This is a genomic window from Rikenella microfusus DSM 15922, from assembly GCF_000427365.1.
In the GTDB taxonomy this organism is placed as follows: Bacteria; Bacteroidota; Bacteroidia; order Bacteroidales; family Rikenellaceae; genus Rikenella; species Rikenella microfusus.
Map to the genome: position 1 here is coordinate 1,001,572 of NZ_KE386488.1, position 12,845 is coordinate 1,014,416.

Below are 12,845 nucleotides of genomic sequence, written 5' to 3' on the forward strand. Positions count from 1 at the left end.
ACACCCGACCCGAAACATGTACGGACTGGCCGACTGCAATAACTTTTTCGTCAGTTGCGAGCGCGTCTTCGCGCCCCGGCTGGAAGGCATCCCCGTCGTCGTACTGAGCAACAACGACGGGTGCGTCATCTCGCGCTCGAACGAAGCCAAAGCCATCGGCATCCGAATGGGCCAGCCCCTGTTCCAGGCCTCCCCCCTCATCCGGCGGCACGGCGTGCAGGTGCTGTCGTCCAACTATGCGCTGTACAGCGACATGTCCCACCGAGTGATGACCACCCTCCGCTCGCTGGTTCCCGCCGCCGAGGTCTACTCCATCGACGAAGCTTTCCTCGACCTGTCCGGCATACCGACCGGCGAACTATCCGCACTGGGGCGCCGCATCGCCTCGACCGTGCGCCGTCATACCGGCATCCCGGTCAGTATCGGCACGGCTCCTTCCAAAACGCTCGCCAAAATAGCCAGCAAACTCTGCAAACAGTACCCGAAACTGCACGACAGCTGCCTGATGTACCGGCCGGAAGACATCGCCAAAGTACTGCGGACATTTCCCGTACAGGACATCTGGGGCATCGGGCGGCGGCACGGCCCGATGCTGCGCGGAGCCGGCATCCTCACCGCCGGACAATTCGTACAGGCCAGGGAAGAGTGGATCCGCCACCGCATGGGAGTTGCCGGCCTTCGGACCTGGAAAGAACTCCGCGGCGAACCCTGCATCGGATTCGAACACACGCCGCCCGCCAAACAGCAGATATGCACTTCGCGCAGTTTCGCCGCCGAAGCGACCGATCCGGACGACCTGCGCCGGGCGGTGGCCCTATTCACGGCCCAGTGTGCGGAAAAACTGCGCAGGCAAGGCAGCGTCTGCAGCGAAGTGCAGGTCTTCATCGCCACCAACCGTCACCGCCCGGAGCTTCCCCAACAGTACGCGAACCGTATCCTGTCGCCGCCGACGCCGACAGACAGTACGCTGGAACTGACCGTACTGGCCGAACGCGCCCTGCGCAGCATCTTCACGCCGGGATTCGGATACAAGAAAGCCGGAGTCATCCTCAGCGGGATCGGCCCCCGCGCGGCCGTGCAGACCTCGCTGTTCGACCCCTCGGACCGGGGACGGCAAACCCGGCTGATGAAAGCGCTCGACCAAGTGAACGGCCGCTTCGGCCGACACACGCTCGTCACCGCCGCGCAAGGGTTCGATCCGGTAAAAACCAATCGTAACCACGTCTCGCCGAACTATACCACTTCATGGGACGAACTGCCGGAAATCAAAGTCTGAAACCGACCGCCGAGGTCGGTCGCCGGCCCGTTACGACCGGAGACGAAGCTCCGTTCCGCGTAAAAAGCGATCCGTTTTTCCGGTAACGGACGAAAATCGGAACCGTTGTGCTATTTTTATGGTCGATTATTAACCTAAAGAGCGATGGAAAACCGATTACTCGACCTGAACGCCTCCTCCGACCGGCTGCCGGACATCGACCTGCCCGTGGATTTTTTCGCCTGGGTGGACATCACCCCGGAGGTGTTGGGGTGGTACAACATCCCCTGCAAGATCAAAGCCGGCATCTTCGTCCTCTGTACGGACGGCGAACTGACGGCCACGATCAACCTGAAAGAGTGCCGGATCAGGAAAAACCACTTCATCGTCGTGGCGCCGGGCAGCGTGATCCAGTTCCACGATTCGGGTACCGATTTCCGGCTTTCGTTCGTGGGTTTCTCGTCCCGTTTCGTCGGCAAGGTGAACCTGCTCAAATCGACGATGGACTTTTTTCCGGTCATGATCGAAAATCCCGTGCTGCCGCTGACAACCGAAGCCGCCGGCATCTACAAGGACCTCTTCTCGCTCCTGCACCGAATGTTCACCGGCGACATGCTGATCCATCCGGAAATACAACGGTGCATACTGGAATCGCTGCTGTACGGCATATCGGGCATGTACAAAAAGGCGGAAAGCGAAGACGGGAACCGCCGGCTGAGCCGCGGCGAGGAGATATGCAAAGAACTGTTGCGGTTGGTGATGAAACATTATGCTAGAGAACGCCGGGTATCGTTCTATGCGGACGAGATGCGCCTCTCGGCCCAACACCTCTGCACGACGGTCAAACAACAAACGGGCAAGACGGTGGCCGACCTGATCGCGGAGGTGGTCATCATGGATGCCAAAGCGCTGCTCAAATCGACCAATATGCCGGTCAAGGAAATTTCCATTTCGCTGAATTTCCCGAACGTATCCTTTTTCGGCAAATATTTCAAACGCTACGTGGGCATGAGTCCGCAACAGTACCGCAACAGCTGACCGCTTCCGACCGGGCGCGTGCCCCTTTCTCACGGAGGGAACACAAAACGGCAACCATACGGACATTTCGTCCGACGACCTGCCGGACAAGTGCCGTATATCGGAACGCCGCCTTTTAGCGCCGCACGATGAATATCTCGTTTGAAAAGAACCGGATCGAACCGCCGGAAATCGGACTCGCAGGGGTATAAAAATTCAGGCGCCGGGACCAGATACCGCATAAATGCGGTAAATTGGCTGAAAAAACCGGAGGCACGGTATCGTCTCGGTCAATGCGGCAATGCGGCCTATGCTTCGAAATCATCTTTTTCCGCTTGCTTTCGCCGGCCTTTGCGCGGGTACTCTGCTGGCGACCTCCGACGCTTTTATCGACAGCCGGATACTCCCCAAGCGGTACGCATTCGCATTCGGTATCGCGGCGGTACTGACGGTTGCGGCTATTGCCGGCCATACCGATTGCGACCGATGCCGGAGACAGACGGCGCGATTTTGCGCCGTCGTCATCGGTGCCGCCTGTCTCGCAGAGGCTGTCACAGGCATACTTCAATTCATGCAACTATGGCCCCCCTATGGAAGATTCCGCGTAACCGGTACTTTCGACAATCCGGCGGGCTTTGCGGCAGTTTTATGCTGCGGGTTGCCGTTCATACTGTCATTTTTGAATGAGGAACGCCGGACGATGCGTTATTCGGCTGTCGCCGCCACGATACCGGTCATCGTCGGAATCATTCTGTCCGGCTCCCGTACCGGGATGCTATGCGCCGTCATCGTTCTGGCGGTCCGCGTTTCCGGTGCCGTCAGACGCTGGAAATATTTACGGCAGAGCGTACCGTTGCTGGCGCTCTTGCTGCTGGCGGGACTCTATCTCCTGAAAAAGGATTCCGCCGACGGACGGCTGCTCGTCTGGCGTTGTTCATTGGAGATGATAATCGACAAACCCCTCTTCGGCCACGGTCCCGGAGGGTTCACAGCCGAATATATGAACTACCAGGCCGATTATTTCCGAACACATCCCGACAGTCCATACGCGCAGCTGGCCGATTCGGTCCATCACCCGTTCAACGAATACCTGTTGGCGGCGGTCGATTACGGGTGTCTCGGCCTGCTCGTGTTGATCGTGTCGGGCGCGGCGATCGTACGGAGGTACCGCCGGGCAGCCGGAGGAGATCCTATAATCCGGGCGGCCGGTTCGTGCCTGTTGGCAATCGGGATTTTCGCCATTTTTTCGTATCCGTTTTTCTATCCTTTCACTTGGGCAATGGCATTGTTCAGCCTGTGGATCGTATTCGGATGTTCATGGCTATCCCGCCTGTTGCCTCGCTTTTTAGCAATCGGGGCGGCAGCAACGCTGTGCGTATTCGCCCTCCGGGATATGCGGAATCAATATGCCTGGCAACGTGCCGACCGTATGGCCACTGTCGGGGATCCGGCAAATGCGCTGCCGTTGTACGAAAAGTCGTATCCGAAACTTGTCCGGGATCGGCATTTTTTGTATAATTACGCATACGTATTGAACGAGGCGGGGGAATATGCCGAGAGTCTGGCGATAGCCGAGGCGTGCAGCGAGCGATGGGCCGACTATCACGTGGAGTTGCTGCGGGGCGATGCGGCTTTCAAACTGGAACGGTATGACGAGGCGGAACGGCATTTCGCGCAGGCGGCCCGGATGTGCCCTTCGCGGTTTATGCCGCTGTATAAATTGGTTACGATCTATCAGGCAACCGAACGGAAGAACAAGGCGTACGACTTGGCGAAACGAATACTGGCCAAGGAGGTGAAAATTCCGTCTGCGACCGTTACGGCCATCCGCCATGAGATGCGCCGAATAGTCGATACGACGAATAAAGTTCAATAACCTAAATCCCCGTAACCCTGAAAAGAGAGACATTACGAAACGGTTTGACACTGACCGTCCTGTCGATGACGATTTGTCTGTCGGCAGCAATGTCGGTAACTTCCTGCCAGAAACAGAGTTTCGAGGAAGAATTGTCTGCACCCCGAAGCGCCATGAACAAAACCGAGTTACCGTATCTGGATTTTACGACCGGCTACGACGGCACAGGCATTGCGTCCGACGAAGATTGGGAGGTAATCATGCAGCTGGCTCAACGGGTGAAACTTTCGAAAGAGAGCGGCCTATGGGAAGCGAATGTCCGTTCGGCGGATGAAATCAACGTTTCGCCGGAGGTTTTCGCCTTTTTGACTCAAACGATCGAAAACAGCAATGCCAAAATTCTTGCACATCTGACCGCGAGGAGCATAATGCCGCGCAAATTGATACCCGGCGAAGGAGATCCGCTGGAAGAGCCGACCCGGAGCGATTGCGTCGCTTCCTGTTTCGGGTGGATACACGACATGATGGGTTTCGGACCGTCATACGATTCGGCGAACTCGTGGATTAACAGCACTTTCGGAAGCGGGGTGCCGAGTAGTCAAATGGAATCTACACTCAAACACTTTTATGGCCCAAATAATGTATCCTCATTTCCGGTCAACATCCAGGGAGACAACTATAAGTACAATGAAAAGAACTCAGCCGTCATTCTAAACCATAAGGTCAACGATTCGACCGGCCACGCCGTTATCTATGGAGGAACCAGCAATGGGACGCATTGGGTGACAGACCCCCAGAACGGTGCTATGGATTTGGTGGACCCTTCAGATGTGATATCAGCCTATGAAGTTCGGCAATAAATCGATTCTGCCAAAATGGATTTTCATCTGGGGAGCGATCCTAACGGGCCCCATCTCCGATGTGTCGGCACAAGTCATCCCTGCGATCAGGGCGGCGAGATTCGTTTCGAAACGGCATCGTGTCATTCGGCGGATACCCCGGGGGTTCCGTGTCGAACAAAAGCTCATCCACCTCTGGAAATACGGTTATTCCTGGACGTTCGATTCCTTAAACGATTCGTGGAAACGTTTCAGTAAAACCGGACAAGTCGGTGCGTTGTTCCGATCGGACGACCGACAATGCGAAGTGATATACAGCGTCGCCTTGGGATTCGACAACCATCGATCGTGGCTCCGAAACGATCTGCTGAATATCTCGCAAGGGCAGGACACCGCTCGTTTCGAAGATCACGTAACCGTAATGACCGGTCAGGCAGTTCGACCGTTCAACGCCGATTCGATGTTTCTGCTCGAACTGCCGATCGAACCGATGGAGCGGGACGGATCCCTCTATACCCGCTGCGTGAGGATGTATCTGACCCGGAAAGGGCACACCTTTCTGGATTTCGTCTGGTTCTTCACCGACGAGGGTTACGCCCGACGACAGGAATATCTGCGGGCGATAGAGGGAAAGGTCTATTTCAAGAAAGAACGATAAAATGTTATCCGCCTATAAGGTTACGAAATAAACCGACCATGCAAAAATTGGTTTTTCTGATGTGGGTAGCGATCGTAATAGGGATTGCCCCCCATGTGTCGGCCCGAACGGTTTCCGCAGTCAAAGCCGCCAGACAGGTTTCGAGACAGACTCATGTTGTCCGGCAGATACCTCGAGATTTTCATATCGCGCAAAAACAAATCTATCTCTGGAAATGGGACAATAATGGGAAATCCGATTCATTAACAGGCTCGGTGAAACGGTGGGCCAGATCCTGTCAGGTCGGCCTCCTGCTTCAGTCGGACGACTTGCAATGCGAGGTCATATACAGCGTTGCTTACGGGACGGGAAGCAATTACCGAGGTTGGATCAAATATGATCTGCTGGATATTTCGCAAGGACAGGACACTGCTCGTTTCGAAGATCACGTAACCGTAATGACCGGTCAGGCAGTTCGACCGTTCAACGCCGATTCGATGTTTCTGCTCGAACTGCCGATCGAACCGATGGAGCGGGACGGATCCCTCTATACCCGTTGCGTGAGGATGTATCTGATCCGGACAGGGCACACCTTTCTGGATTTCGTCTGGTTCTTCACCGACGAGGGTTACGCCCGACGGCAGAAATATATGCGGGCGATAGAGGGAAAGGTCTATTTCAAGAAAAGGCAGGAAAGCCCGCACCGTCCGACGAAGTAAAGAGACGGAATAACCGCGGATGCGTCCATATTACGACTGCATATAAGTTCAACCAGTATACACATTTACTGGATCTATTATTTCCGTTCGAGTCACCTCCCCACTCTATTTCGGAGCGGTTGCCGGCACATGCTCCCGGCAGCACCGGCAGCGCCCCGTCAGGCAGCATTCCCCGTCCGCAACCCGCATCGATCCCGTATCAATAAAAAAGTCTCCACGGAGTACGCGGAGACAGGTAGGTTGAAAACCTTCGGCATATAGCCTTATTGTGGTAAGATGTAGAGTTCTTACGGCTCAAATATACCAAAAAAGAACGGAATTTTCACACATTTTATTAATTTCACTGAAAATACCATTCTTTTATGGCAAAAGTATTGGGCCTGGACGCCGGCACCAACTCGCTGGGATGGGCCATCGTCGAAGAAACCGAAACGGGATATATCCTGGAAGACAAAGGTGTACATATCTTCCAGGAGGGCGTCGCACGCGATAAGAACAACGAAAAACCGGCCGTACAGGATCGTACCGACGCACGAGCCCTGCGGCGTCGCTATTTCCGGCGCCGTCTGAGAAAAATCGAACTGCTCCGGGTGCTCGTCCGCTACGGTCTGTGCCCTCCGCTGACCGAAGAGCAGCTGGAAGCATGGAGGGAGAAAAAACGCTATCCGCTCGACGCGGCTTTCCTCCGCTGGCAGCGTACCGACGACAACGCCGAGAGGAATCCCTACCACGACCGCTACCGCGCCCTGACCGAGACGCTCGACCTCAGCGACGAGCGGCATCGTCATGCGCTCGGGCGCGCCCTCTACCACCTCGCGCAACGGCGCGGATTCCTCAGCAACCGCAAGGAGGCCGGCAACGGAAAAGAAGAAGGAGCGGTACAGAGCGGCATCGAAAACCTGTCGGCCGAGATGGAGAAAGCAGGGTGCCGTTACCTCGGCGAATATTTCTACCAACTGTACCGGCGGAAAGAGAAGATCCGCAAGCGATATACTTCGCGCAACAAACACTATCTGGCCGAGTTCAATGCCATCTGCGAACGGCAGCGCCTGCCCGAAGAGTGGCGGAAAGCCCTGCACCGTGCGATTTTTTTCCAGCGACCGCTCAAATCGCAGAAAGGATCGGTGGGCAAATGCACCTTCGAGCGTAAGAAAAGCCGCTGTCCGGTCTCGCATCCGCGATTCGAGGAGTTTCGGATGCGCTCGTTCATCAACAACATCCGGCTGACGGCGCCCGGGGACGACACGCCCCGGCCCCTGACGCGGCTGGAAACGGAAACGATCCTGCCGCTCTTCCTGCGCAAAAGCAAGCCGCACTTCGATTTCGAGGAGATCGCCCGCAGGATCGCCGGCAAAGGACAATACGGCTGTCAAGGCGACCGCAACGAGGCCCCCTACCGGTTCAACTTCGCCCGTACCGCCACCGTCAGCGGCTGCCCCGTAACGGCATCGCTCATCGCCCTCTTCGGCGACGACTGGCTCCCGGAAATATGCCGGCTCTACCGGCTCGGCGAGGGGAAGAGCGAAGAACAGGTGCTGAACGACATCTGGCACGCGCTTTTCTCGTTCGACGACGAAGAGCGGCTCCGGGCGTGGGCGGCCGATAAGCTCCGGCTCGCCGACGAACAGGCCAAGGCTTTCGCCGCCATCCGTCTGCCGCAGGACTACGCGGCCCTGAGTCTGAACGCGATCAACAAGATACTGCCTTATCTCCGCCGCGGCTACCGTTACGACGAGGCGGTATTCCTGGCCAACCTGAAAGCCGTGCTTCCGCCGGCGACGTATGCCGACGAAACCCGCCGTCTTCGTATCGAGCGCGACATCGCCGAACTGACCCTCGAATCCCGACGCGAACCCTACGTCAAATACGACTCGAAAGAGCGTCGCATCGACGACTACCTGACCGACCAGGGCGTCCCCCCGGCCCGTCTGAACCGGCTCTACCACCCCTCGATGATCGAGACCTACCGGGCGGCCCGACCCGACGCGCAGGGACTGCTGCTGCTCGGATCGCCGCGCACCGCTTCGATCCGCAACCCGATGGCGATGCGGGCTTTGTTCCGGCTCCGGACCCTGGTAAACCGGCTTCTGCGCGAAGGCAAGATCGACCCCGACACGAAAATCCGGATCGAATTCGCCCGCGGCCTGAACGACGCCAACCAACGTAAAGCCATCGAGCAATACCAGCGCGAACGGGAAGCCGAAAATCGGAAATATGCCGACGAAATCCGGGCGCAATACGCCGCAGAAACGGGACTGACCATCGAGCCTTCGGAGGACGACATTCTGAAATACCGTCTTTGGGAAGAACAGAAACACGTCTGCCCCTACACCGGAAAACAGATCCGAGTTTCGGACTTTATCGGATCGGCTCCGGGTTTCGACATCGAACATACACTGCCGCGCGCCCGCGGCGGCGACGATTCGCAGATGAACAAAACGCTTTGCGAAAGCCGTTTCAACCGGGAAAGCAAACGGACGAAATTGCCCGCCGAATTGTCGAACCGTGCCGAAATCCTGGAACGGATCGAAAGTTTCGGATGGCGGGAAAAGGTCGAATCGTTGCAGAAACAGATCGAGGCCCAGTTCCGAAAGGGGAGAAACGCCCCCACGAAAGAGGAAAGGGACAGCGCCATCCAACGGCGCCACTACCTGCGCATGCAACGCGATTACTGGCGCGGAAAATACGAACGGTTCGCCATGACCGAAATCCCGGAAGGTTTCAGCAACCGGCAGGGGGTCGATATCGGGATCATCGGGAAGTATGCACGGCTCTACCTGAAAACGGTTTTCAGGCGGATCTATATCGTCAAAGGTTCCACGACCGACGCTTTCCGTAAAATGTGGGGATTGCAGGAAGAATACGCCCGCAAAGAGCGCATAAATCATGTACACCACTGCATCGACGCCATCACGATCGCCTGCATCGGCCCTAAGGAATACGACCGCTGGGCCCGGTACGCCGCCGATGAAGAGCGGTACCGCTACGGGGCGGGAGCTAGGCCGCGTTTCGACAAGCCGTGGCCGACCTTTACCGAGGATGTCAAAGCCGTAGCCGACGAACTGCTCGTCTCGCACCATACGCCGGACAATATGGCCAAACAGACCCGGAAAAAACTTCGGGTACGGGGCAGGGTGAAGCTCGACGCCGCCGGACGGCCGATCTGCCAACAGGGCGATACGGCGCGGGGACGACTGCATCAGGACACTTTTTACGGAGCGATACGGCACCAGGACAAGCTCCGCTACGTGATCCGCAAATCGATCGGCGACTTGCAGCCGGCCGATGTCGAAAAGATCGTGGACGAAACCGTCAAGGCACGCATCAAGGAGGCGATCGGCGAAGTCGGATTCAAGACGGCGATGAATCCCGACGAACACACGATCTGGATGAACCGCGAAAAGGGAGTCCCGATCCGCAGGGTACGCATCTTCGCCAATATCACCCAGCCGCTGCCGTGGGACAAAATGCAGCGCGACCTCTCCGTTCACGAATACAAACGGCGTTACCACGTGGCCAACGACGGCAATTACTGCATGGCGATCTACGAAGGGACCGACTCGAAAGGCAGGACAAAACGCTCGTTCGAGATCGTGAACCTGCTCGACGCTGCCGGATATTTCAAAGCCAGCGCCGACCGCACGGCCCGTCCCGACCTGGTACCGCGCACGAATGCGAACGGCCATCCGCTCAAGTATCTGTTAAAGACGGGTACGATGGTGCTTTTCTACGAAAATTCGCCCGCCGAATTGTACGACTGCCCGCCCAAAGAACTTGCCAAGCGGCTATATAAGGTCACCAAAATGGCAAAGAACGGCCAAACTGCATTCATGTTCCACCAGGAAGCCCGCAACGACGACAAACTGAAAACCGACTATGCGGAGAAATTCGGGACGACCGCCCCAAAAGCATTGACCAACGGCTACTCGTCGGTCGATTACCAGCAGCCCCACCCGAAACTCCTGTTAAGCCCTTCCAGTTTCGATATGTACGTCGAAGGTTACGACTTCGAACTGACCGTTACCGGGCAAATCATCTTCAAACACGAGACGCCATGCTGAAACGCGCCCTTTTCTTTTCGACTCCCCACTGCCTGAGCCTGCGGAACGGACAGATGGTCATCCGTACCCGCGAGACCCCCGACGCGCAAAAAAGCGTACCGGTCGAAGACATCGGATTCGTGGTGCTGGAACACCAACAGACCTCCGTCACCCTGCCGCTGCTCAACGCCCTGTCGGATAACAACGCGGCGGTGATATTCTGCGGCGACAACCGGATGCCGAACGCCATGCTGCTGAACCTGGATTCCAACACAACCCAGGGCGAGAGTTACCGGGATCAGATCGAAGCGAGCGAGCCGCTCAAAAAAGGGATATGGAAACAGATCGTCGAAGCCAAAATCCGCAACCAGGCGGCCCTGCTGAACAAATTGGGCCGCGACGGCAACAAACTGAAACCCCATTACATGAATGTCAGGAGCGCGGATGCTGACAATCGCGAAGGGATTGCCGCCCGTATCTACTGGACCGAATTATTCGGTCCCGGCTTTATCCGTTCCCGCGAAGGGCTGCCGCCCAATCCTCTGCTCAACTACGGCTACACGATCCTGCGGGCAGCCGTGGCGCGGGCGCTCATGGGATCGGGACTGCTGCCGGCATTCGGTATTTTTCATCGGAACCGATACAACTGCTTTCCGTTAGCCGACGATTTGATGGAACCCTACCGCCCCTATGTAGACGAACGGGTGTATGACCTTTACGGACAAGGGCACCGGCATCTGACGCAGGAGGCGAAAAGCGAACTGTTACGGGTGCTATTCACGGACACACGTTTCGACAAGGTAGTACGACCGCTCGATATAGGACTTACCATCACTTCGGCTTCGCTGGCCGGGTGTTTCGCCGGGACACGCAAGAAAATTTCGTACCCTCTGCTGGAGTAACCCCATGCCGGAACTACGACTAAATGCCTATCGGATTATGTGGCTGTTCGTCTTTTTCGATCTGCCGACCAACACCAAAACGGAGCGGCGCCATGCGGCGCAATTCCGCAAGGCGTTGGAAAAAGACGGCTTTACGATGATGCAATACTCGGTATATGTCCGGCATTGCGCATCGAAAGAGAACATGCAGGTACATATCAAACGGGTGCGGCGTTCGACGCCTCCTTCGGGTTATACGAGTATCCTTGCCGTAACGGACAAACAATACGGCGACATCCTGAATTTCTGGGGCAAGACCGAGTGCGCCAAACCGGACATGCCACAGCAACTGGAACTTTTCTGAGAAATTGGTTAAATTTGTTCCTTGAAATAGAAAAACGCATCAAATCGGCTTCGCCGGCGTTTCCCGCTTTGGTTTTCACAGCCGAAGAAAGGCTATAAAGCACTAATTAACAACCCTTAACGGTCCCGGCGTTGTGGTTTGATGTAGATTTTTAATAAGATACAACTCAGGAAGTTCGGAAGGATAACTCACACGGTTGTGGTTTGATGTAGATTTTTAATAAGATACAACTTTCTGGCAATATTGTGTTTAACACCATTTGTTGTGGTTTGATGTAGATTTTTAATAAGATACAACCGCGCTTCTGTAAGTACTCTTCTATCAAAGTTGTGGTTTGATGTAGATTTTTAATAAGATACAACCATCCTTAGCCACGGAAGTACCATAGTTCTGTTGTGGTTTGATGTAGATTTTTAATAAGATACAACCTGTTTGCGACGGGCAGAGGGGGACTGATGTTGTGGTTTGATGTAGATTTTTAATAAGATACAACTTCCGGGTCGTTGCAAGTGGCACCGTCGTTGGTTGTGGTTTGATGTAGATTTTTAATAAGATACAACGAAAGAATCGCTGACGGCCCTGTATCACGGTTGTGGTTTGATGTAGATTTTTAATAAGATACAACAATGCCGTCTGTGTATGAGTAACAGATTGTGTTGTGGTTTGATGTAGATTTTTAATAAGATACAACTCGGACATACTGCGTCCCGTCGGCCCTATAGTTGTGGTTTGATGTAGATTTTTAATAAGATACAACCAAAAATCCGAGAACCCTACGGAGGCAAACGTTGTGGTTTGATGTAGATTTTTAATAAGATACAACCAATCTCGTGAGTTTACTTTCGAAGCGAAGGTTGTGGTTTGATGTAGATTTTTAATAAGATACAACGGTTTAATACGTACTATTGGTATTCCAGCGTTGTGGTTTGATGTAGATTTTCAATAAGATACAACCGTCGATTCGGCTTGTGCGATACTGGAAGGTTGTGGTTTGATGTAGAATTTTGGATTATGCCGGAAACTTAGACGGCTCCGCAAAGCGTCCGACGGCAGGAAACTAAGCAAAAGCCGCGTCGAACTTTCGTTCAACGCGGCTCCATTGTGCCCAGGACAAGACTCGAACTTGCACGCCGTAAACCGGCACTACCCCCTCAAAGTAGCGTGTCTACCAATTTCACCACCTGGGCAATTCTATTTCAAGATTCCCTGTCGCCAAGGAAATTCGTTCCGCTCGAAAA

At 55.1% G+C, this 12,845-nt stretch carries 10 protein-coding genes, 1 tRNA gene and 1 CRISPR repeat array; of the genes, 9 read left to right on the plus strand and 2 right to left on the minus strand.

The genetic code is table 11. The features are described from left to right. Positions 1 to 16: 16 nt before the first annotated feature. Together RIKMI_RS0105335 and RIKMI_RS0105340 are read left to right on the plus strand one after the other, a co-directional pair. Complete coding sequence (locus RIKMI_RS0105335; RefSeq protein WP_027290755.1) at positions 17 to 1,276, plus strand: Y-family DNA polymerase; 1,260 nt, start codon at positions 17 to 19, stop codon at positions 1,274 to 1,276. Positions 1,277 to 1,420: 144 nt separating this feature from the next. Next, positions 1,421 to 2,293 carry a helix-turn-helix domain-containing protein gene (locus RIKMI_RS0105340; protein ID WP_051214362.1) on the plus strand — a complete coding sequence of 291 codons (873 nt, stop codon included), beginning with the start codon at positions 1,421 to 1,423 and terminating at the stop codon, positions 2,291 to 2,293. Between the two features lie 115 nt (positions 2,294 to 2,408). On the opposite strand, the gene RIKMI_RS15015 is transcribed toward RIKMI_RS0105340, so the two are convergent. Continuing rightward, positions 2,409 to 2,849 (minus strand): hypothetical protein, encoded by a 441-nt coding sequence (locus RIKMI_RS15015; protein ID WP_037291558.1) that lies wholly within the window; start codon positions 2,847 to 2,849, stop codon positions 2,409 to 2,411. 102 nt (positions 2,850 to 2,951) lie between these two features. Between RIKMI_RS15015 and RIKMI_RS0105350 the strand changes: the two genes are divergently transcribed. The 7 genes from RIKMI_RS0105350 (at position 2,952) to cas2 (ending at position 11,607) form a co-directional block, all read left to right on the plus strand. Further along, positions 2,952 to 4,148 carry an O-antigen ligase family protein gene (locus tag RIKMI_RS0105350; protein ID WP_169715495.1) on the plus strand — a complete coding sequence of 399 codons (1,197 nt, stop codon included), beginning with the start codon at positions 2,952 to 2,954 and terminating at the stop codon, positions 4,146 to 4,148. 44 nt (positions 4,149 to 4,192) lie between these two features. Further along, positions 4,193 to 4,987 (plus strand): hypothetical protein, encoded by a 795-nt coding sequence (locus tag RIKMI_RS0105355; protein ID WP_147288423.1) that lies wholly within the window; start codon positions 4,193 to 4,195, stop codon positions 4,985 to 4,987. Continuing rightward, entirely contained in the window at positions 4,971 to 5,624 is a 654-nt protein-coding gene (locus RIKMI_RS0105360; protein WP_027290760.1) for a hypothetical protein, read from the plus strand. Before RIKMI_RS0105355 ends, RIKMI_RS0105360 begins: the two co-directional genes overlap by 17 nt. Before the next feature lie 38 nt (positions 5,625 to 5,662). After that, entirely contained in the window at positions 5,663 to 6,322 is a 660-nt protein-coding gene (locus RIKMI_RS0105365; RefSeq protein WP_147288421.1) for a hypothetical protein, read from the plus strand. 362 nt (positions 6,323 to 6,684) lie between these two features. Then, entirely contained in the window at positions 6,685 to 10,383 is a 3,699-nt protein-coding gene (gene cas9, locus RIKMI_RS0105370; RefSeq protein WP_027290762.1) for a type II CRISPR RNA-guided endonuclease Cas9, read from the plus strand. After that, positions 10,377 to 11,264 (plus strand): type II CRISPR-associated endonuclease Cas1, encoded by an 888-nt coding sequence (gene cas1 / locus RIKMI_RS0105375; protein ID WP_027290763.1) that lies wholly within the window; start codon positions 10,377 to 10,379, stop codon positions 11,262 to 11,264. The genes cas9 and cas1 overlap by 7 nt, the downstream gene beginning before the upstream one ends. A 37-nt stretch (positions 11,265 to 11,301) precedes the next feature. Continuing rightward, complete coding sequence (gene cas2 / locus RIKMI_RS0105380) at positions 11,302 to 11,607, plus strand: CRISPR-associated endonuclease Cas2 (protein ID WP_245584938.1); 306 nt, start codon at positions 11,302 to 11,304, stop codon at positions 11,605 to 11,607. A 130-nt stretch (positions 11,608 to 11,737) separates the two neighbouring features. Continuing rightward, a CRISPR array of direct repeats spans positions 11,738 to 12,561; the repeat unit is 36 nt; unit sequence GTTGTGGTTTGATGTAGATTTTTAATAAGATACAAC. Between the two features lie 148 nt (positions 12,562 to 12,709). Here cas2 and RIKMI_RS0105385 read toward each other — a convergent pair. After that, positions 12,710 to 12,794 (minus strand) — tRNA-Leu (locus RIKMI_RS0105385). Positions 12,795 to 12,845: the final 51 nt, after the last annotated feature.

Coding starts and splice junctions, on each gene's coding strand:
- RIKMI_RS0105335 (WP_027290755.1), top strand. CDS start 17: ATGTACGGACTGGCCGACTGCAATAACTTTTTCGTCAGTTGCGAGCGC.
- RIKMI_RS0105340 (WP_051214362.1), top strand. CDS start 1,421: ATGGAAAACCGATTACTCGACCTGAACGCCTCCTCCGACCGGCTGCCG.
- RIKMI_RS0105360 (WP_027290760.1), top strand. CDS start 4,971: ATGAAGTTCGGCAATAAATCGATTCTGCCAAAATGGATTTTCATCTGG.
- RIKMI_RS0105365 (WP_147288421.1), top strand. CDS start 5,663: ATGCAAAAATTGGTTTTTCTGATGTGGGTAGCGATCGTAATAGGGATT.
- cas9 (WP_027290762.1), top strand. CDS start 6,685: ATGGCAAAAGTATTGGGCCTGGACGCCGGCACCAACTCGCTGGGATGG.
- cas1 (WP_027290763.1), top strand. CDS start 10,377: ATGCTGAAACGCGCCCTTTTCTTTTCGACTCCCCACTGCCTGAGCCTG.
- cas2 (WP_245584938.1), top strand. CDS start 11,302: ATGTGGCTGTTCGTCTTTTTCGATCTGCCGACCAACACCAAAACGGAG.